At 72.4% G+C, this 21414-nt stretch carries 12 protein-coding genes; 4 read left to right on the top strand and 8 right to left on the bottom strand.

The features are described from left to right. Positions 1-28: 28 nt before the first annotated feature. Positions 29-784 carry a DsbA family oxidoreductase gene (locus AUC44_RS00950; protein ID WP_062156990.1) on the bottom strand — a complete coding sequence of 252 codons (756 nt, stop codon included), beginning with the start codon at positions 782-784 and terminating at the stop codon, positions 29-31. Between the two features lie 222 nt (positions 785-1006). Here AUC44_RS00950 and AUC44_RS00945 point away from each other — a divergent pair, with 222 nt between their 5' ends. The 3 genes from AUC44_RS00945 to AUC44_RS00935 all read left to right on the top strand — a co-directional run bounded on the left by AUC44_RS00945 (position 1007) and on the right by AUC44_RS00935 (position 4046). Then, positions 1007-2761: an N-acetylmuramoyl-L-alanine amidase family protein gene (locus AUC44_RS00945; RefSeq protein ID WP_062156989.1), complete on the top strand. Its 1755-nt coding sequence runs from the start codon at positions 1007-1009 to the stop codon at positions 2759-2761. Between the two features lie 100 nt (positions 2762-2861). Continuing rightward, entirely contained in the window at positions 2862-3233 is a 372-nt protein-coding gene (locus AUC44_RS00940; RefSeq protein ID WP_062156988.1) for an MGMT family protein, read from the top strand. A 75-nt stretch (positions 3234-3308) separates the two neighbouring features. Continuing rightward, complete coding sequence (locus AUC44_RS00935; RefSeq protein ID WP_062156987.1) at positions 3309-4046, top strand: c-type cytochrome; 738 nt, start codon at positions 3309-3311, stop codon at positions 4044-4046. Between the two features lie 136 nt (positions 4047-4182). Here AUC44_RS00935 and ubiE read toward each other — a convergent pair whose 3' ends face one another. Together ubiE and AUC44_RS00925 are read right to left on the bottom strand one after the other, a co-directional pair. Further along, positions 4183-4905, bottom strand: coding sequence for a bifunctional demethylmenaquinone methyltransferase/2-methoxy-6-polyprenyl-1,4-benzoquinol methylase UbiE (gene ubiE / locus AUC44_RS00930; RefSeq protein WP_062156986.1), 723 nt, complete (start codon positions 4903-4905; stop codon positions 4183-4185). Between the two features lie 61 nt (positions 4906-4966). Next, positions 4967-5869 (bottom strand): aminoglycoside phosphotransferase family protein, encoded by a 903-nt coding sequence (locus AUC44_RS00925; protein WP_231724494.1) that lies wholly within the window; start codon positions 5867-5869, stop codon positions 4967-4969. A gap of 86 nt (positions 5870-5955) precedes the next feature. On the opposite strand from AUC44_RS00925, the gene AUC44_RS00920 reads away from it, so the two are divergent. Continuing rightward, positions 5956-6429, top strand: a complete 474-nt coding sequence (locus tag AUC44_RS00920; protein WP_062156985.1) for a GNAT family N-acetyltransferase — start codon at positions 5956-5958, stop codon at positions 6427-6429. A gap of 66 nt (positions 6430-6495) precedes the next feature. On the opposite strand, the gene AUC44_RS00915 is transcribed toward AUC44_RS00920, so the two are convergent. From AUC44_RS00915 to AUC44_RS00895, 5 genes are all read right to left on the bottom strand, one after another. After that, positions 6496-7533 (bottom strand): DNA topoisomerase IB, encoded by a 1038-nt coding sequence (locus AUC44_RS00915; protein WP_062156984.1) that lies wholly within the window; start codon positions 7531-7533, stop codon positions 6496-6498. Between the two features lie 154 nt (positions 7534-7687). Then, a complete protein-coding gene (ung, locus tag AUC44_RS16025; RefSeq protein ID WP_082688894.1) occupies positions 7688-9973 on the bottom strand; it encodes a uracil-DNA glycosylase in 2286 nt (761 codons plus the stop codon). A 122-nt stretch (positions 9974-10095) separates the two neighbouring features. Continuing rightward, positions 10096-13668 (bottom strand): DUF11 domain-containing protein, encoded by a 3573-nt coding sequence (locus tag AUC44_RS00905; RefSeq protein WP_062156983.1) that lies wholly within the window; start codon positions 13666-13668, stop codon positions 10096-10098. A 13-nt stretch (positions 13669-13681) separates the two neighbouring features. Further along, positions 13682-18502, bottom strand: a complete 4821-nt coding sequence (locus tag AUC44_RS00900) for a COG1361 family protein (RefSeq protein ID WP_062156982.1) — start codon at positions 18500-18502, stop codon at positions 13682-13684. After that, the gene (locus AUC44_RS00895; RefSeq protein WP_231724493.1) at positions 18503-21382 is read right to left on the bottom strand and encodes a DUF7933 domain-containing protein; all 2880 of its coding nucleotides are present in this window, start codon (positions 21380-21382) and stop codon (positions 18503-18505) included. Positions 21383-21414: the final 32 nt, after the last annotated feature.

The following is a 21414-nucleotide window of genomic DNA, read 5'->3' as shown; positions in this document are numbered from 1 at the left end:
GGCGTGCTCCGTGCGTGTCGGGTTCCGGTCAGGCGCGTTCGGGCACGGCGCACTGGCCGTCCTCGCAGCCGTCGGCGGGGGTCTCGGTGCCGAGCATCTGGAGGGGCGCGGGGTGGGTTTCCTCCCACACCTGATTCAGCGCGCCCAGCAGGGTCTGGGGGTCCTGCGCGCCGCTGACGCCGTACTTGCCGCCCAGCACGAAGAACGGCACGCCGCTGATGCCCAGCGCCTGCGCCTGCGCCTCATCCTGCCGCACGGCGTGGGCGTGGCGGCCGTCGAGCAGGGCCGCGCGGGCCTCGGTGCCGTCCAGGCCGACCTCCTGCGCGAGGCGCACCAGGGTGTCGAGGTCGCTGACGAGCTCGCCGTCACTCATGTAGGCGCGCAGCAGGCGTTCCTTCATGGCGTCCTGCCTGCCGTGCTGCGCGGCGTGGTGGATGAGCTGGTGTGCCTGGAAGGTGCTGCCCAGGCGGGCGCGCCCGAAGTGGTACTCCAGGCCCTCGCCGGCGGCCGTGCGGGTGACGTGATCCATCATGCCCTGCGCGTCGCTGGGGGTGCGGCCGTACTTCTGCGCCAGGGCGTCCCGCATGCTCAGGGGGTGCTCGGCGGGCGCGCTGGGGTCGAGCTCGAAGGCGTGCCAGACCACCTCGACCTTGTCGCGGTGATCAAATCCGGCGAGGGCCTGTTCGAAGCGGCGTTTGCCGATGTAGCACCAGGGGCAGGCGACGTCGGACCAGATGTCCACGCGCAGCCGATCCGGGGCGGAGGGGGTGAAGAGCTGAGTCATACCCTGGATTCTAGCATACTTTGCAAAATAAACCATCAAATCTGTCTCTGCTGCGCTGGTCCGGACCACAGCACGGCCGTCACCTCATGAAGACGGGTTCATCCGCACTGACTCATGAGAGTCAGGTCCAGAAAGTGCCGTCATGGTCACACTTTTGGCTGACGACACCCCCATGAGGACGCACCCGGAGTTCTCACCGCCGTCCCGTACAGTAAAAGGCACATGAAGCGAACAGCCATCCTGCTCTCATCTGGCCTGCTGTTCACGGTCGCGACCGGCAGCCTCGCCCAGGGCGCGACCCCCTTCACCCCCGGCGCACCCGGCATCAGCATGCCCAGCCTCGCGCCCATCACGACCTCCGGCGCCGTCACGCCCGCCAGCGTTCCGGCCACACCAGACAGCGCCGCCACCTTCGGCAACCCGCGCGTGAGCAGCCAGGGCAGCGTCACCCGCGTCGTGTTCGACCTGCCAGCCGGCGTCACGTACGCCCTGACCCCCACCTTCGGCGGGCTGCGCCTCGACGTGCAGGGCGCGCGCGTGCAGCCGGCCATCAGCGCGAAACTGGGCGCCAGCGTCAGCGAGTACCGCGCTGGGGCCGGGCAGGCCACCCTGATCACCCCCTACCCCCTGGCCCCCAGCGACGGCTGGCGCGCCAGCGAGGCCACCCTCGCCACCGGCAAGCGCGTCCTGATCCTGGAACTCGGACCGGGCGTCAGCGGCGGCGCCGGCACCAGCGTGCGCGGGCAGGTCCTCACCACCGCCCCCACCAGCGCCGCCGCGCAGACCGTCCTGAACGCCCCGCTGCCCGGCAGCCTGCCCCCCGGCGATCAGGTCAGCGGCAGCGTGAACGTGCCCCTGCCCGCCCCCACCCTGGACGGCAGCAACCCCGCGCAGCCCAGCGCCCTGCAGGGCAGCGTGCCCGGCCCCGCCCGCCCCGCCGCGCTGGGCGCGCCACGCATCGGCAAGAGCCCGGGGCAGACCCGCGTGGTGCTCGATCTGCCCCCGGGCAGCTCCTACCGCATCGCGACCGGCGCGGTCGGCCTGACCATCACCCTAACCGGCGTGAGCGCCGCGTTCCAGCAGGCCGCAGGGGTCAGCCCCGAACTGCGCGGCTGGACCTACGCCCCCACCGCGCAGGGCGCCACCGTCACCCTGAGCACCGCCGGGCGCACCACCGACCGCAGCGGCTGGCGCGCCCAGCTGCTCCCCCCGGCCAGCGGCGACCTGTCCCGCCTGGCCATCGACCTGTCGCCCGCGCTGGCCGACCGCACCCCCCTGACCGGCAGCCAGCGCGCCGTGCAGGCGGTCGCCCCGCAGTTCGCCGCGCGCGGCACGGGGCTGCTGGCCCTGAGCGCCAGCCTCGTGAAACCCCGCGTGGTGATCGACCCCGGTCACGGCGGGAAGGACCCCGGCGCGGTCGGCACGGTCGTGGAGAAACAGGTCACGCTGGACGTCGCGCTGCGCGTGCGCGACCTGCTCAGCGCGGCGGGCGTGGACGTCGTCCTGACCCGCGACAGCGACCGCGAACTGCACCCGGTCAAGAACACGGACCTGCAGATGCGCGCCGCGATGGGCACGCCGGGCACCGCGCTGTTCGTCAGCATTCACGTGAACGCCATGAACGCCGCCAGCGCCCTGCGCGGCTACGGCGTGGAAACCTGGTGGAACCCCAACCACGCGCGCAGCAGCGCCCTGGCGGCCCTGATCCAGAACAACCTGGTCTCGCAGACCGGCGCGTTCGACCAGGGGCTGAAGAACAGCCAGTCCCTGAGCGTGCTGCGCAACAGCCGCATCCCGGCCGCGCTCGTCGAGATCGGCTTCACCAGCCACCCCGTGGACGGGCAGAACCTGCAGGACAGCAACTACCTCGACCGCGTGGCGCTGGGCATCGCGCAGGGCATCCGCGAGGCGCTCGTCAGTGGCGTGACCGCCGACGGCGCGTCGGCCGAGGCCGCACCCACCGCCGCCAAACGCTGACCCGCTGTCGCACCGCCGCGAAACACTGACCCGCTGTCACACCGCCGCCAGACGCTGACCCGCCGCACTGCCCCCTGCCCCTGCCTGCCAGAATGCGCTCATGACCAGCCCCGGCATGACCAGCACCGACCCGACCCCCGGTTTCCGTGAGCGCGTCCTGGCCCTGGTGGCCCGCATTCCCGAGGGCCGCGTCATGACCTACGGGCAGCTGGCGCTGCTGGCCGGCAATCCCGGCGCGGCGCGGCAGGCGGGCTTCGTGCTGAATTCGCTGGTCGGCGGATCAGATCTGCCGTGGCAGCGGGTGATCAACGCGCAGGGGCGCGTCAGTACCCACAAGGTCGGCTTCGGGGACATGCAGGAACGCCTGCTGATGGCCGAGGGCGTGGCATTCAGGGACGGCCGCTGCGACCTGAGCCGCGTGCAGTGGTGGCCGGACGAGGAGCGCGCCGCGCCGCCTGCGCCGCTGCTGTGACACTCAGCACTGCATGAAGGATCGCTCATGAGACGGGGGGCAGCTGTCCGCCTGACCGGGCGGTATGCTCCGCGCATGAACGCACCGCACTCCACCCCGGCCAGCCGCGCCTCCCAGCGTCCCGCACCGCAGCAGGACGAGACTCCGGTCACGCGCCGGACGCAGTGGGTGCGGGGCAGCGCCGCCTCCTGGGGCCTGGGGGTCACGCTGGGCGTCATCCTGGGCGTGGGCGTGCTGATCGCCACGCCCCGGCTGATGGGTAAACCCGCCGAGGCGACCCCCGCCAGCACCGCCCCGGCCAACACCAACGAGAACGGGCCCGCCGACGCCGGCAAGAGCGAGGGCAGCGCCTCGGGCGCCAGCAGCGCGTCAGGGACTGGCAGCGAGTCGGGCAGCATGGCGAGCGGCGACAGTGCGGGCAGCGACGGCACGAGCACCTCGGGCGAGGCGTCCTCGGGGGACATGGCGGCCGGTGAGGGCGCCAGCAGCGCCGCAGGTGAAGCGGCCGCTGGCGGCACCTCGGACAGCGCGGCGGGCGACACCGAGGCCGCCGGGGACGCCCAGGCCGGGCAGACCGTGTTCGCCGGGAACTGCGCGGGCTGCCACGGCGCGAACGGCCAGGGTCAGATCGGGCCGAGTCTCGTGACCGCCGACGGCCCCAAGAGCTGGACGCTGGCGCAGTTCACCACCACCCTGCGGGAAGGCAAGACCCCCGACCGGGAACTGTCCGCCACCATGCCCCGCTTCGGCGAGGCGCAGATCAGCGACACGCAGATCGCGGACCTCCAGGCGTACATCAAGACCCTGAACTGAGCCCCACCTCACGGCCCCCCACGTCAAGCGCACCTGCGGCCCCCGCCCCAGGTGCTTTTCTCTACGCTGCGGGCCTCCCGACCTGTGCCCCCGCCAGCATGGCGACTGGCGGGGCGCACCAGCCGTGACCTGCCGGTCAGGGCAGCTTGTCCCCCACGTGGATCGCGGCGATGCCGAAGGTCAGCAGGCGGTAGCGGGTGCGGAAGCCGGTGGCGCGCATGAGCTGTGCCAGCCGTTCCGGCTCGGGGAAGGCCAGCACGCTCTCGGGCAGGTACGTGTACGCCGAGGCGTTCCCGCTGATCAGCCCGCCGATGCGCGGCAGCACATGCTGGAAGTACACCCGGAACAGGCTGCCCAGCAGCCCCGGGCGGGGTGGGGGGAACTCCAGGATCACGGCCCGCCCGCCCGGCGCGAGCACCCGCCAGAACTCCGCGAGGCCCCGCGCGTAATCCGCGAAGTTCCGGAACCCGAACGCGCAGGTGATCGAGTCGAAACTCCCGTCCGGATACGGCAGGTTCAGCGCGTCCCCCTCCTCCAGGCGGATGTCGATGTGCCGCGCGGCGGCCTTCTCGCGGCCGATGGCGAGCATCTGCGGCACGAAGTCACTGCCGATCACCTGGGCCTCTGGGGCGCGGGTCTTGAGTTCCAGCGCGAAATCCGCCGTGCCCGTCGCCACGTCCAGCACCCGCGCGGGCCTGAGCGCCAGCGCCTCGTGCGCCGCCGCCCGGCGCCACCCCCTGTCCACCCCGAGGCTCAGCACGCGGTTGAGAAGGTCGTAACGGGGCGCGATGCTGGCGAACATCGCCTGCACGTCACTGCCCTTGTCCTGCTTGTCCCCCACGGCGGGCCGCTTCGTCATGAGCCGCATCATAGGGCGCGCGGCCCGGGACGCACCGGAAGCGGGCGCGCAGTCCCGCGCCTCAGCCCGGCAGCAGGGCGCGCAGGGTGTCCCGGCACACCCCGGCCAGCCCCGGGTTGCTGTCCCGGTAGTACGGCAGCGCGATCACGGACACGCTCAGCGCCCAGCCCCGCCCGCGCGCCCAGGCGGCGTCCTCCACGCCCAGCGCCTCCCGGAAGGCCGCGCGGCCCACCGGACCCAGCAGGTTCCAGGCGGGCTGGAGGTCCACCGCCGGGTCGCCCAGGGTCAGGCCGCCCCAGTCGATCACGGCACTCAGCCGCCCGCCGCCGGACAGGAGATTGCCGGGCTTCAGGTCCGCGTGCAGCCATGCGGGCGGCCCCGCGTGCGGCGCGGCGTTCAGGGCGTCCTCCCACACGGCCAGCGCCGCCCCCTCGTTCAGGAACCCCAGCTCCGCGCACGCGCGAATGGCGGCCCGGGTCGCCGCGTCCCGCTCCGCCAGCGGCACGCCACGCGACCCCACCGGCCCCTGCCCAGGCGGGAGCGGCGTCGCCTGTAGCGCCCGGACGAAGGCCGCCAGATCCCGCGCCAGTTCCGCCTCGTCCCGTACGGTCCCCACCGCCGCGTCCACGCCCGGCAGCCAGCCGTACACACCCCACCCGAACGGGTACCCGGCGTCCGGAACGCCCGTGAACAGCACCTCCGGCACGCGCAGCGGCAGGCCCGGCGCGAGCAGCGGCAACCAGCGGGCCTCCTTCGCCACGTCCGTCGCCGCCCACCCGATCCGGGCCAGGCGGGCCACCAGCCTCTCCCCCAGCCGCACCACCGCGTTGTCCGTCCCGGAGTGCCGCAGAAGGGTCGCGGGCAGCCCTGCCCACTGCGGGCACTGCCCGGCCAGCAGGCGCTTCACGAGCGCGGCGTCGACCCGCACCTCCGAATCATGCATGGGTGGGGGCGCGTCCGTCATCCCCGCCACCGTACCCGCCCGGGCCCGGCCCCGCATGCGCTGAAACGCGTATCGCCCGCCCCGCCGCGCCCACCTACACTGCCCTCATGCTGCACCTCAGACCGATGGACGCCGGCGCCTTCACCCGCTTCCTGGCCCGCGCCGTTCCCGAGTACGCCGCCGAGAAGGTCAGGAGCGGCCAGTGGAGCCCCGAGGAGGCCCAGGCGCGCAGCGAACGCGAATTCCAGGAGTTGCTCCCCCAGGGGCCGGACACGCCCGACAACGTCTTGTACACCCTGCACGACCCGTACGAGGACGCGGACGTCGGCGTGCTCTGGTACGCCCTCCAGCGCACCGCCCACGCCACCACCGCCTTCATCTACGAGGTCGAGGTCTTTGAAGCCTACCGGCGGCGCGGGTACGCCACGCAGGCCTTCACCCTCCTCGAAGCCGACGCCGCCGCGCGTGGCGCCACCCGCATCGGCCTGCACGTCTTCGGGCACAACGCAGCCGCGCGCGCCCTGTACGAGAAACTCGGGTACCACGCCACCAACATCAACATGCGCAAGGAGCTCAGCTGAGGGTCCCCGCCTCCGTGCGTCGGCGGTTCTCTCCCCTGTGGAGAGGGCCGGGGTGAGGTGTCTCCCCTACGCCGCTTTCTTCCGCCGTGTCCTGAGGGTCTTCTCGCTTTCCAGCAGCCGCTTGAGAGCAGCTTCGCTGCGGGTCAGGCCGTCGAGGTCGCTCTCGCCCTTCGTGGCGCGGGGTTCGTAGTCGTCGAGGATCTTGCCTTCGAGGTAGCGGTCGAAGATGACGGGGCAGATGTAGGAGCTGCGGGTGACGGCGGGCGTGTTGCCGAGGTCGGCGGCGACGTATTTGACGCAGTCGACGAGGGTCTGCCGGGCCTGTTTTTCGGTGTCGGCGACGCCTGCTTCGGCGAGGTATTCGGCGGCGAGGAGGGTGCCGCCCCAGGTGCGGAAGTCCTTGGCGGTGAAGGGGCCGATGACTTCCTTGAGGTAGGCGTTGAGTTCGCCGCTGCGCACGCGTCGGCGCGCGCCGCCTTCGTCCACGGTCTGGAACAGCCAGGGGCCGGGGAGGTCGAGCAGTCGGGTGATGTTCGTGGCGAGGGTGCGGTCGGTGGTGGCCTTGTGCTGCGTGATGCCGTGCTTGCCCTTGAAGTGGAAGGTGACGGTGTTCCCGCCCACCTGCACGTGCCGCTGGCGAAGGGTGCTGAGGCCGTAGGTCTTGTGCTGCTGGGCGTAGATGTCGCTGCCGACGCGGAAGCGGGCGACGTGCAGCAGGCGGGTCATGAGGGCCGTGACCTTGCGGGGGGGGAGGCCCTGGGCGCGCAGGTCACCGGCGGTGACGGTCTTGAGGGTGCCGAGCGCCCCGGCGAAGCGGGTGAGGCGCTGCCATTTCTTCAGCGCGCCCGCCTGCACGAAGTCCGGGTGGTAGCGGTACTGGAGGCGTCCGGCGGCGTCGCGCCCGAAAGCCTGGAGTTCGGCGTCGGCGTCGGGGCTGACGTACACGTCCTCGTAGGCGGGGGGCACGGCGAGTTTCGCGATGCGGTCGATGCCCGCCTTCTCCTTGTAGGGCGTGCCGTCGGGCCAGAAGTATTTAAACTTCTTGGGGTCGTTGCCCTCGCGGCGCAGGTACTCCCCGGCGAGGAGTTCGGTGCGGGAGGTCATATCGCCTCCGGTTGCATGGTTTGCCAGAACCGTGCCACCCGAGCGGATGCGACTCGTAGAGCTGCCCAGCAGAGCGGGAGCGGCGCGGGTTCCGGGCGTGGAGTGGGCCACCCGGTGCTGTTCCGGGTGGATCGCGAAACAGACGGAATCCGCTTCATTCCGTGACCTGCATGGGCAGTTGCCAGTCGATGGGCGTGAGGCCCGCCTCTTCCAGGGCGGCGTTCACCTGGCTGAAGGGGCGGCTGCCGAAGAATTTCGCCTCGCTCAGGGGGCTGGGGTGCGCGGATTCGATGATGACGTGCTGGGGCGCGGTGATGAGTTTCTTCTTCTTGCGGGCGTACGCGCCCCACAGGACGAACACGACCCGGTCGGGTTTGTCGTTCACGGCGCGGATGACGGCGTCCGTGAAGTGCTCCCAGCCCTTGTTGGCGTGACTGTTGGCCTGCCCCTCACGGACGGTCAGGACGGCGTTCAGCAGCAGGATGCCCTGCTCGGCCCAGGCTTTCAGGTAGCCGTGGCGGGGCGCGGTGAAGCCCGGCAGGTCGGCGGTCAGTTCCTTGTAGATGTTGCGCAGGCTGGGGGGGATGGTCACGCCGGGGCGGACGCTGAAGCTCAGGCCGTGCGCCTGCCCGGGGCGGTGGTACGGGTCCTGGCCCAGGATCAGGACCTTCACGTCTCCTAGGGGCGTGAAGCGCAGCGCGTTGAACACGTCCGGCGCGGGCGGGAACACGTTCCCGGCGCGGCGTTCCTCCACCAGGAAGTCCTTGAGTTCGTGGAAGTACGGGGCGCTGAATTCCCCGTGCAGGGCCTGCTGCCAGTCGTCGGGGAGGCCGCTGGGCACGATGGCCTTCGGGGTACCGGAGGGGGTGGGCGTGTGGCCGAAGAGGTCAGGCTGGTCGCTCATGATGGTCCTTTGTACGGCACGGGGGCGCGGCGTGGGTGGGGGTTTCTCCGGGAGTCCCTTGGCTCTTCGTTCGGCGCGCAGCTCGGCCTTCTTGCGGCTGCCGTGTGTCGCGTAGATGCGGCGGGCCTCGGCCTCGAAGGCCGGGCTGGCGCGGGCGGCGCCGATGCGGGCGCGGGCGCGGCGTCCGGCCTCCTGTTCGTTCACGATGGGCGGCGGGTAGCTCAGGCGTCCGGCGCCGCTCCACTCCCAGGGCGTGTGGATGAAGTCCGTGGGGACGTCCGCGAGTTCCGGCAGCCAGCGGCGCAGGAACACTCCGTCCGGGTCCTGTTCGCGGGCCTGCCGGGTCGGGGAGTAGATGCGCACGCGGTTGATGCCGACCGTGGAGCTCTGCATCTGCATCTGCGACCAATGGATGCCGGGTTCGTTGTCCAGCCACTCGCGCGCCAGGAACAGCCCGGGCTGGCGCCAGTGCAGCCAGAGGTGCTGCGTGGCGAAACTGACGAGCAGGGCGCGCATGCGGAAGTTCAGCCAGCCCGTCTCGCGCAGCATGCGCATGCAGGCGTCGATCAGGGGGTAGCCGGTCTGGCCGTGTTGCCAGCGGTCGAAGAACTCCGGGGTCCACTCGTGCTCGCGCAGGCCCTCCAGGGCGCGGTTCAGGGTGCGGAATTCCATGTCCGGCTGGCTTTCCAGGCGCTGTACAAAATGGCAGTGCCAGTGCAGCCGCGACTCGTACGAGCGCAGGGACCGCACCCAGCGCGGGTCGGCCCCCAGGTCGCCCCGCACCTGCGCGAGGCGCACGCGGGTGGCCTGCACGACCTCGCGCAGCGACACGGTCCCGAAGGCCAGCGGGGCGCTGAGGCGCGAGCAGCTGGCCTCGGCGCTCAGGGGGCTGCTCATCTCGCGCATGTAGTTCACGCCGCGCGCCGCCAGGAACGAGTCGAGGGTGTCCAGCGCGGCGGCGCGGCCCCCCGGCGGAATGATCTTGGCGTTGGCAGGCACACCCAGTTCGGCGTGGGTGCGCAGGCCGCCGGGGTCGGCGTCCACGCCGCTCAGCCGCGCGGGCGCGGCGATCTGCGGGGCGCCCATCCGTTCCTCCCAGGTGGCGGCCCACCCGTCGCGGTTGCGCATGCGGCGGATCACGCCGTTCTGCGGCAGTTCGCTCAGGGGCAGGCCACGCGCCCGCGCCCAGGCCCGCACGCGGCGGTCCCGCCCGAAACTGACGCCGTTGCCGGTCTCCTCGTGCGCCCACACGGCGCTCACGCCGTGCGCCTCGCGCAGCTCGTCGAGCACCGCGACCGCCTCGCCCACCCGCACGACCAGCGGGGTGCCCAGCGCGCGCAGGCTGGCGTCCAGTTCACGCAGCGAGTCGTTCAGGTACGTCAGGTGGTGCCCGGCGAACTCCTCGTGGGTCAGCTGCTCAGGCTCGTAGATGAAGACCGGCAGCACCGGCCCGCGCCGCGCCGCCTCCCACAGCGGCGCGTGATCGTGCGCGCGCAGATCCTTCTTGAACCACACGAGTTGAGTCCCGCCGGGCATGCCGGTCACTCTCCCCCGCCCGGCGCGGCGCGACGGTGTGCCCGCGCCCCATCTCCGGCGCTCTCAAGGGCACATGAACGGCGGGCCGCCCCGGAGGAAGCGGCCCGCCGGCTGACAGTCCGTTACTGGATGCTGGCGCGGAAGCAGATCGTGACGGTCTGGGTGGGGGCCAGCACGAAGCTGCCGCCCTGCACCGTGACCTTGCCGCTGCTCAGCAGTCCGGCGTCCCCGTCGGCCGCGGCGGTGTAGTACACCGTGCCGGCAGGGGTGGTCACGCGGAGGTCCTGCCCGGGGGCGAAGCCGCCCACCGTGAAGGCCGTGTTGGCCGGCACGGTGTCACTGAAGATGATGTTCGTGGCGTTCAGGCCCCCCACGTTCGTCGTGGCGATGCAGTATTCCAGCACGTCGCCCGGGTTGCCGCTGCTGCTCGTGGAGGCGGCGCCGCCCCGCGTGATGTTCTGCACGGTCTTCGTGACGGTCAGTTTCGCGGGCTCGAAGACGGGCGTCACGACCTCGTTGCTGGGCACGCCGCCGGTCGGGCCGCCCGCATAGCGCGCCAGGGCGGTGTTGCGCACGCTGGCCGGGTAGCTGGCCGGGGCATTCACGGTCACGCGGAAGGTCACGACCGCCTCGTTGTCGAGCGCAGCGGGGGTGCTGTCGATCTTCAGCACCTGCGTGGTGCAGGCCGCCGTCGGCCCAGAGCAGATCCCGACCGGCTGCGCGAAGGGGTACGCCGCGCCGCCCAGGCTGGTGCTCGCCCCGTTCGTGACGGTCGTCGAGGCGCCGTTCACGCGGGCGCTGCCCGGCACGTAGGTCGTCCCGGCGGGCAGCGCGTCCGTGAAGGTCACGCCCCCGGCGGGCAGCGTGCCGCTGTTGCGGATCACGACGCGGTACTCCAGGGTGTCGCCCGGCTGCACCCGGTCGCCGGTCGTCCCCGCGACCTTGGTCACGCTCTTGACCGCGCCGAGGCTGGGGGCCAGGACCGGGTAGGTGCAGCTGGCGAGGTCGGTGGAGCCCAGGCTGGGCGAGCCGACCGGCATGTACGTGACGTTCACCAGGTCGAGTTTCACCAGTCGGCCCAGGTTGTCGCGGGCGTAGATGCCGCTGGGGCTGGCGGCGATCCCGTTGAACTGCGAGTTCTGGCCGGGGTTGCTGAAGCTGCCCAGGTACTCGGCGCTGGCGCTGCTGCCCGCCGGGGTGATCAGCCACAGGTCGATGCTGGTCGAGCCGGTCACAGCGCTGATCATGTACAGCTTCCCGCTGCTGTCGGCGAAGAAGTCCCCGTTGTCCTGGAAGCTGGGCGCGCCGCTGGACACGCTGGTCACCTGTCCGAGCGCCGTGACCGCGTAGCCGCTGCTGGCGCCGGTCGTGAACGACCAGAGGTTCCCGCCGCCGTCCATGGCGTAGCCGGCGCCGCTGCTCGTGACGGCCATGCGCACCAGGCGCCCGGACACGCCGCTGAAGGTGCCGCCCGCGTACCAGGTGCGGGTGGCGGGCTCATAGACCCGCAGGCGGTTGTCGTCGGTGGCGACGAAGAAACGCCGGGCGTCCGGGGAGATGGCCAGGGTGGCCGAGGTGCCGCCGATGGCGGCGATCTGCGTGCCGATCACGTTGCCCGTGACGTCCAGCTCGTTGATGCTCACGCCGTCCAGGGTGCTGCCGCCGGGCGTGACCGTCAGCGCGTACACCTTCTCGCAGGTGGGCGCCGCCGTGGGCACGGTGACGGTGGTGGTCGTCGTGGCGCACTGCCCGCCGGTCGAGGCGCAGGTCGCGGGGTCGGGGATCGGGTCGGGGTCACCGCCGCCGCCCACACTGGCGCGGTTCGTGACCGTCCCCACGGCCTCGGCGGCGACGGTCACGGGGACGGTCAGGGTGACGCTGCTGCCCGGCGCGAGGTTCGGCGTGCCGGTGCAGGTCACGGCGCCGGCGCTGGTCACGCAGGTCCAGCCGTTGGCGGGGGTGAAGCTGGCGGGCGCACTGATCCCGGTGGGCAGCTGATCCTTGACGGTCACGGCGCCGCTGCTCGTCACGGCGCTGTCGTTCCTGACGGTCAGGGTGTACGTGGCGCCGCTCTGCAGGGGCGTCCAGGGGCCGTTGCTGGTCTTGGTCAGGGTCAGCTGGGGCCTGGCCGGCACAGGGCAGCTGAGGCTCAGGTCGTCGAGTTTCAGGACGTTCGCGTCGGCACTGGTGCCGTCTTTCAGCGTCAGGATCTGCAGCGTGACCTGCGACCCGGGGCTGGTGAAGGTGGGCACGCTCTGCAGGGTATAGCCGGTGGTGACCAGGGCGCCGTCCACCTGCTGGAGGACGCTGCCGCCCGCGTCGCGGAAGACGTAGCGCAGCTGCGTGGCGGTGCTGGAGTGGCTGCGCACCCAGTTGCTGTAGCTCAGTTCGGCCCCGGCGGGCACGGTGATCTGCTGCTCGAACAGCACGCGGGGGGTACTCAGGGCGCCGCCGTTCTTCCCTTCGAAGTTGGCGACGTTCAGGAACAGCGCGAAGCCGCCGTTGCCGGTGTGGTCGATGTCCTTCCAGAAGGTGTAGGTGCCGTCGGTGGCGTTCACGACGGTCGGGTCACTCAGGTAGGTGTGGTTGCGCACCTCGCCGCTGGCGGCGTTCGTGTCGAAGGTGCGCGTGAAGGGCGCGCTGACGGTGCAGGTGCCGGTCACAGGGGCCGGCGGCGCGGGCGTGGTGACGGTGGTGGTGGCCGTGGCGCACTGCCCGGCGGTCGAGGTGCAGGTCGCGGGATCGGGAATGGGGTTCGGGTCGCTGCCCCCACCGACGCTGGCGCGGTTGGTGATCGTCCCGACGGCCCCCAGGCCGACGCTCACGGGCACGCTCAGGGTCAGGCTGGCACCCGCCGCGAGATTCGGCGTGCCGGTGCAGGTCACGGTGCCGGCGCTGGTCGCGCAGGTCCAGCCGCTGGCGGGGGTGAAGCTGGCGGGCGCACTGATCCCGGTGGGCAGCTGATCCTTCACGGTGACCAGACCGGCGGTGGTGGCGCTGCCGCTGTTCCGGACGGTCAGGGTGTACGTGGCGCCGCTCTGCAGGGGCGTCCAGGGGCCGTTGCTGCCCTTGGTGAGGGTGAGCTGGGCCTGCGGCACGCAGCTGAGTTTCAGGTCGTCGAGCTTCAGGACGTTCGCGTCGCCGCTCACGCCGTCTTTCAGGGTCAGGATCCGCAGCGTGACCTGCGCGCCGGGCGCGGTGAACGCCGGGACGCTCTGCAGGGTATAGCCGGTGGTCAGGACGCTGCCGTCGGTGCGCGCCAGCAGCGTGCCGCTGGCGGTGTCCAGGAACTCGTAGCGCAGCTGGGCGGGCGCGGTGGCGTGCGTGCGGGCGTAGTTCTGGTAGTTCAGCTGCGAGCCGGCCGGCACGTTCAGCACCTGCTGGAACAGCACGCGGGGCGTGCTCAGCAGCGCGCCGCTGCGGTTCTCGAAGTTGGCGACGTTCAGGAACAGCGCGTAGCCGCCGTTGCCGGTGTGGTCGATGTCCTGCCAGAAGGTGTACTTGCCCCAGGTGTTCGTGACGGTGCCCGGGTCAGTGACGTACACGTGGTTCTGCACGCTGCTCAGCGCAGCGTTGCTGTTGAAGCTCTGCACCCAGGGGCTGCTGGCGGCGCAGGTGGTGGCGGCGGCGAGACTCAGGCCGGACAGGGCCGCCAGGGGCAGCAGGCGCCGGACAGCGGTCAGGAGGGTATGCATGCGGGGCCTCATCTCAGCGCCCTCCGGTGGTATCGGGGGCGGGGGCGGGAATCTGTCCGTCGTCGAGCATCAGGTCCAGGCGCAGGTAGGCGCCCTGGCGGGTGTACACGTTCGTGCCGATCCCCTGGAAGCCCACCGGGTTGTAGCCCACGGTCAGCCAGGTGCCCGGCAGGACGCGGTAGCTGGCTTCCAGGCCGGCGCTGAGCAGGGCGCTGCCGGTGGCGGGCTGCGTCAGGCCGCGCGCGGCGAGGCCCAGGCCCAGGCGGTCGGTGACGTAGTAGGTGCCGCTGAGGCTGCCCTGGTAGGTGGCGCTGCCCGGCTGGTCCAGCAGGGCGCGGCCGGCCACCCCGGCGCGCAGGGCGTAGCGGGGCACGTGGTACTCGACGTTCGCCTCGCCGATCAGTTCCGGGGTGCCACCGGCCAGCGCGCCGTCCTTGTAGCGCAGGTAGCTCAGGCCCTGCCAGGGCCCGGCCCGCAGCGCGCCCGAGACGGCGTAGTTCGCGCCAGCCCCCGCGCCGAAGATCTGGTGGCCTTCGGCACTCAGGGTGAGCTGATCGTTGACGCTGTAGGTCGCGCCGCCCTTGAGGGCCACGCTGAGGCCCGCGCCGGTGCGGGCGGCGTCGGCGGCCAGCGTGGCGCTCAGGGTGTCGGCCTTGTAGCGCACGCCCGCGCCGGCGTTCCAGCCGCTCTCGTTCTGCGCGTCGCCGTCGGTGTCGAGGATCAGGCTGCCGCGCAGGTCCACCGCCGCGCGGTCGCTGACGGGCAAGGTGGTGTCCACGCCGATGCGGGCGCGGTTGCCCCAGCCGTCGGCGCCGGGCAGGTCGTAGCTGACGCTGAGATTCGTGCCGCCCAGCGCGGTCTGGAGGCCCAGGCTGGCGCGCTGGCCCTCGCCCCAGCGGATGTCGTCGCGGGCGGTCAGGGTGACGTGATCGGCGACCGGCACGCTGGCCTTGACGGTGGTGGTGGTCTCCAGGGTGCCGCTGATGGCCTGGGCGTGCTCGACCTGCACGCCCAGCCCGTCCCGCGCGTAGGCGGCGCTGACGATGGCGGCCACGCCCTGCTGATCCCCGAAGCCCGCGCGGAGGCCGGCGCCCAACGTGAACGGTGAGAAGCTGTACAGGCCGCGCAGGTCGGCCGCGCCGCCACCCGTCGCGGGGGCGCTATCCGAGGCGGGCGCAGCGGCGTAGGTGGCGCGGGCGTTCAGCGCGAAGCGGTCGGTCAGGCGGTAGGTGGCGTCCGCGGCGGCGCCCAGGCCGGGGGTGCCGGCGTTCAGGCCCGCGTAGCCCGGGGTCTGGTAGTGCACGCTGCCACTCACGGCGAAACGCTCGCCCTGCACGCTGGCGCTGCCGTCCACCAGGGTGCCCGGCGCGGCGTACGCGGCGAGCAGGTCGGCGCGGCGGTTCCCGTCGTCGTAGCGGACGTGCGCGCCCACGCTGGTCACGCCGTCCAGGCTGACGGCGGCGGCGGCCACGCTCAGGGTGTCGGTCACGCGGTACTTGCCCTGCACGCCCCAGCCGAGGGTGCGCGCCCCGAGGGGATCGTTCAGGCGGTAGCTGACCTCGACGCGCACGGTGCGGCCCTGGTCGTCGAGCAGGTTCAGGGGCCGCTGGAGGTACAGGACACCGGCGGCGGGGTCCAGGGTGTAGTCGCTCAGGCGGGCCAGCGGGCGGCGGTCCTGCGCGCCGGTCACGGGGTCGGTGAGGATCAGCGTGACGGTCTCGCTGTCGGCCGCCAGGTCCTGGTCGGGCAGCGGCAGAGCGCGCAGGCCGTTGGCGTCCAGCGTGACGCGTTTCAGGTCACCGGGCAGCGCGGCCACGAAGCCCGACAGCTGCGCGGGGGCGCCGCGCGTGAATCCGCTCAGGGCGGTGGGCGTGACACCCAGGTTGAACACGTCGATGGGCAGCGGCGCCTGCCGGTAGCTGACCGAGAAGGCCGGGTGCTCGTAGCGCACGGCGACCGGGTCGATGCCCTGGAGCGGCACGGTCTCGGCGCTGCTGTCGCCGTGGGTGGGGTAGCGCTGGAGGGGGTTGGCGGTGGTGGGCAGGCCCTGGTCGCGGTCCTGCCGGACAGTGGTGGCCCCGCTGGCGGTGCGGTCGGCGGTGAGAGCGCCGCTGGCCGCGACGTACAGCTTGCCGTCCCCGATGGGCGTTTCTAGGTAGCCCTGCGCGCGGGCCTCGCCGGCCGCGACCCCGCCGCGGCTCAGGACCCCGCCGACGCTCAGCATGCCGATCCCGACGCGGGTGCGGCTGGGCAGCGCCTCGAAGCCCTTGCTGATCACCCGGTCGCCCAGGCGCACGCGGACGTCGAAGTGGGCCGGCGCGGCGAGCGGTTCGAGTTCCAGCACGCCCTCGCCGTCGGTCAGTTTCACCTGATAGCTGACCACGCGGGGCTGCGCGTCGGGCTGGGTGGGTTCCAGGGTGGCCTGCACGGTGACGTTGCCGCTGGCGGTGCCGATCCCGGCGGCGTCGGCCAGCCGGATGCCCACGCGGATGGGCGTGACGCCGTCGGCGATGAGCTGCTGGCCCGTGAACTCGGCGCTGACGGGCGTGCCCGCCAGGGACACCCGGACGGTCTGCCCGGCGAAGGTGAGGATGTTCTCGCCGCTGCGCAGCGCGACGCCGTAGAACTCCTGGCGCTGCGTGCCGCGCTCGGCGTCCACCGCCCTGCGGCCCAGGCTGGCCGGATCGACCGGCACGCCGTTGATGCGGGGGAGTTCCTCGCTGCCCTCGGGGCTTTCCACCACGACGGTCACGCGGTCGCGGTCGCGGTACACCGCGCCGTCCAGCGGGAGTTTCAGCGCGCCGCCGTTCTCCCGGGTCTGCGCGGCGGCCACCGGTTGCAGGGCGCCCAGGTCGTCCAGGTTACCCTCGCCGACCAGGACGCTGACCTGGCCCCCGGCGTACCGGCCGACCAGGGCGGGGCTCTGCAGGGCGGGCAGGCTGCCCTCGTGCGTGACGCGGTAGGTCAGGACGCCCCGGGGTGCGCCGGGCGTCGTCCAGTACAGCTTGCCACTGGCGCCCACCTGCGGGTCGGCCAGGGGGCGGCCGCTCAGCTGGCTGCTGCCGGGCACGTAGCTGGCCCCGGCGGGCGGCTGGTGCGCCACGATGACCTGCGTGGCGTTCCGCGTGGTGGGCACGTCGTAGGGGATGCGGACCGTGCTCTCGCGGGTCTGCGTGACGACCGGGGTGGGCGCGGGGGGCGGGGGCGTGGTGACGCCGAGGGTGCCGCCCACGACCTGCTGCGTGGCGCAGTTGCTCGTCAGGGTGGCGCTGAGCTGGCCCTGCTCGCCGCCCGTCCCCTTCACGCGGGCGCGGTAGCTGAGGGTCTTCTCCTCGCCGGGCTGGAGTTCGCCGCTGAAGCTGGTGGGGTCCAGGGCTTCCAGGGTCTCGCCGGGCTGGTCGGTCAGTTCGAAGGGGGCGGGCGCGGCGCTGGTGTTGCGCAGCGTGAGGGTCACGGTGACGGTCTCGCCGGGGAGGGTCGCGGCCAGCGGCGCGCGGCGCAGTTCGATCTGGGTGGCGCTGGGCAGCACCTGCACGCCCAGCGTCCGGGTCTGGTTCCAGGGGGCCAGGGTGGCGCGGGCCTCGCCCTGCGTGGCGGCCACGGCGCGGGCCTCGAAGGTCAGCACGCCGGGGTGGGCGGCGTCCACGCGGGCGGTGACGCTCGTGTCGCCCTGCGCCTCGAACCCGGCGGGCAGCGCCACGCGCAGGCTGGCGGGCAGGGTCTGCCGCTCGAAGTCGGTGGTGGCGCGCGCGGTGAAGGTCACCACGTCGCCCACGCAGACCTCGGGTTTGTCGGCGGTGAAGCTGAGGTTCAGGCTGGGTTTGACCTGCACGGCCACGCGCGCGGTCTGGCCCTTCGTGACGGTCGCGGCCGGCGCGTTGACGCTGACCTCGGCTCCCTTGACCGGCTCGGCCTGCACGGGGTACTCGCGGGCGGGCAGCGTGAAGGGCCCGGCCTGCCCATTGACCGCGTAGGTCTGTTCACCCACCGTGACGTTCGCCTGGGTGGGCAGCGTCTCGTCCGGGAGGACCAGTTCGGCCCGGATATCCAGCTTGCCGGTGGTGTCGGCCGTGACGATCTGGATCGGGCCGGTGCTCAGTTCGAACCCCACCGAGTTCGACCACTGGAAGGTCCTGGGCGGCTGGCGCAGGTACAGGGTGTAGTTGCCCTGGTCCTCGGGCACGTTGATCTCGTCCCACTGGAGCTGCCCGCTGACCTTGACGGGGTAGGCGTTGCCCTGCGCGTCGCGCAGCTCGCCCTGCAGTTCGCCGGGGCCGTCCCCGTCGTACATGCGGATGCTCATGGGCCCGCCGGGGTTATAGACGTTCAGGGCGGGCACCCAGTCGTTGCTGCGCACCGTGACGTTCAGGTGGTCGGCCTCGACGGCGGCGCTGACCGAGGTCAGGCGCAGCGCGAAGGTGTTCTTGCCGTTGCCCTGGGTGCGCACGCGCAGGGTGTACGTGCCGGCCTTCAGGTCGCTGTTCAGGAAGGTCTGCCAGTCCTGCGCGCCCTGCCCGAACTCCTGCTGCCGGACGACCTGCCCGCCGTCGTCGAGCAGGGTGAAGGTGCTGCCGACCGGGGCCTTGGGCGTGGCGGGGTCGTAGTTCTCGTCGCCGTACTGGTCCGGCGTGCGGTAGTCGGCCGGGTCGAACTGCGCGCCGTACACGTCCAGCTGCACGCGCGAGCCGACGCCCACGACCAGTCGCAGGTCCTGATCGCCGACCGTCCACATGAGCTTGTCGCCGACCGAGGTCAGGGGGAGCGAGGTCGAGATTTCCTGCGCGGCGGCCGTACCCAGCAGGGCCGCGGTCAGGGTGGTCAGGGCGCGTTTCACTCAGTACCTCCAGCGGGCGGCCGGGTCGGTCACGGCGCCCTTGAGATCCCCGGCCCAGCGGAAGCGGTAGGTCAGGACGCGCTCGCCGGCGGGGAGGGTGGTGAAGGTCAGGGCGGGCTGTCCGTCGAGCAGCGTCGCGCCCTGCGGCAGGGGGTCGTTCAGCTCCACGCCGCTCAGGTCGGCGCTGGCACTCAGGGTCAGCTGCACGAGGTACACCCCGGCCTCCTGCTCGAAGACCTGCTTGCGGACGGTCAGGGTCTGCGGGGTCGCCAGCGGCAGCGTGCTCGTCACGCGCAGGGTGGTGTCGCGCACCACGGCGATGTCACCGGCGTCGGGTGCCAGCGGGAAGTCCGCGCTGGTCAGGTTCCGCACGTAGAGCAGGCGGCTGCCCGGCCGTCCAGCGTCCTGCGGGACGCTCAGGGGCGCGTAGGCGACGCTGTTCGGATCGAGCCTCAGCGCGACCTCGCCTTCCAGGAGGTTCCGGAAGTGGTAGCGGCCCTGCGCGTCGGTCAGTGCCAGGCGGCCGCCGGCCAGGATCACGCGGGCGTTCAGGACCGGGACGTCCACTGCGCGGTCGTAGACCCCGTTGCGGTTCACGTCCTGGAACACGTAGCCGACCAGATCGGCGGTGTTGCGGCCGAAGATGAGCGGGTCGATGGTGTTCACGGCGCTGCTGGGGGGCGTCTTCGTCTCGCCGTTGTTGCTCACGGCGGTCGCGACGGCGCTGTTGCGGATCTGGGTGCCCGCCTCGGGGGTGACGACCGCGTCGAAGGTGATCACGGCGCTCGCGCCGGGCGCCAGCCCCGGGATCAGCCAGGTGTAGGTGCGCCCGTCCACGGTGGGGACGATCTCGGTGCCGTTCAGGAGGCTGCTGCCCTCGACGTACACCAGCCCCGCCGGCAGGGTGTCCTGCACGCGGATGGTGTCCAGCGCGCCGGTGGCGCTGCGATTCGTGACGGTGAAGGTGTACGTGATGGTCTGCCCGTAGGCGACCACGGCGGGGCTGCTGGTCTTGACCAGGGTCAGGTTGGCGCTGCGGAACACGCCGTTCACGACCGGGTTGCTGGGCACGGGGGTGGTCAGTTCGCCGCTGCTGACCGTGAAGACGTTCACGGCGCGCGCGCCGTCCGGGGTGCCCTGCGGCACGCGGGCTTTCAGGGTCAGGGTCACGGCCTGACCGGGGTCCAGGCGGGTCAGGCGCCACACGACGCGCTCGCCGTCCAGGACGCCGCCCTGGTCGGCGCTGATGAACTCCAGCAGGTCGGTGCGGATCAGGGTGCCGCTGGCGTCGAGGATCTGCAGGGCGCGCAGGCTGTCGCGGATCTCGACGTTCGTCAGGGCGAAGCTCTGGGTGTTCGTGACGTTCAGGGTGTAGGTGATGACCTGGCCGGGTTCGACCAGCCCGCTCGCGTCACCGCTCTTGACCGGGTTCAGGGTCAGGGGGGCGACGGTGGTCAGCACGTCCACGGTCAGGTTGTCGGCGGCGCCGCGGCTGCTCGTGGCGGTCAGGACGGCGCGGAAGGCCTCGGCGGCGGAGCTGGCGCTGGCCTTGCGGGGCACGTAGCAGGCGTTGAAGTCCTTCGTGGCCTGCGGGGCGAGGTCCGTGCGGAAGGGCTCGGGGATGGGCGTGCCGTCCCGCTCGGTGAAGCGCACCGCGCCCTCGCCGGTCTGCACGCGGCCGCTGATCGTGAGGGTGTCCGGGCGGTCACCGAGGTTCTGCGCGGTGTGCGGGAAGCAGACCTCGGTGTTCAGCAGCGCGTTGGCCTTGCGCTGGAGGTCGTCGCTGCTCAGTTCCCCGCCGGGCAGCGCCTGGGGGTTGCCCAGCGGGCCCAGGGCGATCAGCGGCTGGTAGCGCAGGGTGACGTCGGCGGGGGCGTCCACCGTGACGTCCCCGCTGCGCAGCTGCGCGACGTTGCGGCGGGTGCCGGTGACCTCGGGGCTGCGCAGGGCGAAGGTCAGGGTCAGGGTGGCGCCGGGGGCGAGGGTGTTCACGCGGGCGCGCACGCCGCCGACCGCGGCGGGCTCGGCAGCCTGCCAGCTCTGGCCGTCGGCGCTGTACTCGATGGTGGCGTCGGGGGCGGCGCTGCCGCTCAGGCGGGCGCTGCCGCTGACGAACACGAAGTCGCGCAGCTCGGGCGTGTTCAGCACGTCGGTGATCGTCACGGCGCGTGAGGCGCCGTTGCCCGCATTGCGGGCGGTCAGGGTGACGGTGGTGACCTCGCCGGGGCGCAGCGCGGCGGGCGTGAAGGTCTTGTCCAGCGTCAGGGCGGGCGGGTCGCCCACGGTCAGGCGCGCGACGTTGTCCTCGTCCACCTCGCCCGGCTGTTCGCGGACGTTGCTCGCGCAGCGCACGCTCAGGTTCGGGTAGGCGCTGCCCCGGTCGGCGGCCTGGGTGCTCGCGCGCACGAGCAGCGTGGCGCCTGCGTCGGCGTCCAGGGTCAGGCTGGTCAGGGCCGGTTCGTCCGGGTCGATCTGGCCGTTGCCGTTCGCGTCCCGGTGCACGCTCAGGTCGCCGGGCGTGAACTGCGAGGCGGCGTCGGGCACCACCGTCAGGGCGAGGGTGTTGGTCGCGTTGCCGCTGTTCGTGACCACGTACCGGAAGGTGGTCGCCTCGCCGGGCAGCAGGGCCGCGCTCTGCCCGGGCTGGGCCACGCTGCCGTTGGGCAGCGCGCTCACCGCACATAGGGCCTGCACGGTGGTCGTCACGGGCGGGGTGGGCAGGCGGGTGGGGGGACCACCCTCCTCGGGCGTGAATTCCAGCTCGGCCTGGTTCTGGATCACGGTGCCGGCGGGGGTGCCGGCGGCGTGGGCCGCGCCGGACAGCGGGCTCAGCGCCAGGGTCAGGCTGGCCAGGAAGGTGAGGAGTGGGGGGGTTCGCACGGTGCCTCCCGGGGGTCAGGGCAATGAAGCGG

This window comes from Deinococcus actinosclerus (assembly GCF_001507665.1).
Lineage (GTDB): Bacteria > Deinococcota > Deinococci > Deinococcales > Deinococcaceae > Deinococcus > Deinococcus actinosclerus.
The sequence above is the reverse complement of the archived record's forward strand: the minus strand, read 5'-3'. Positions and strand labels throughout refer to the sequence as shown.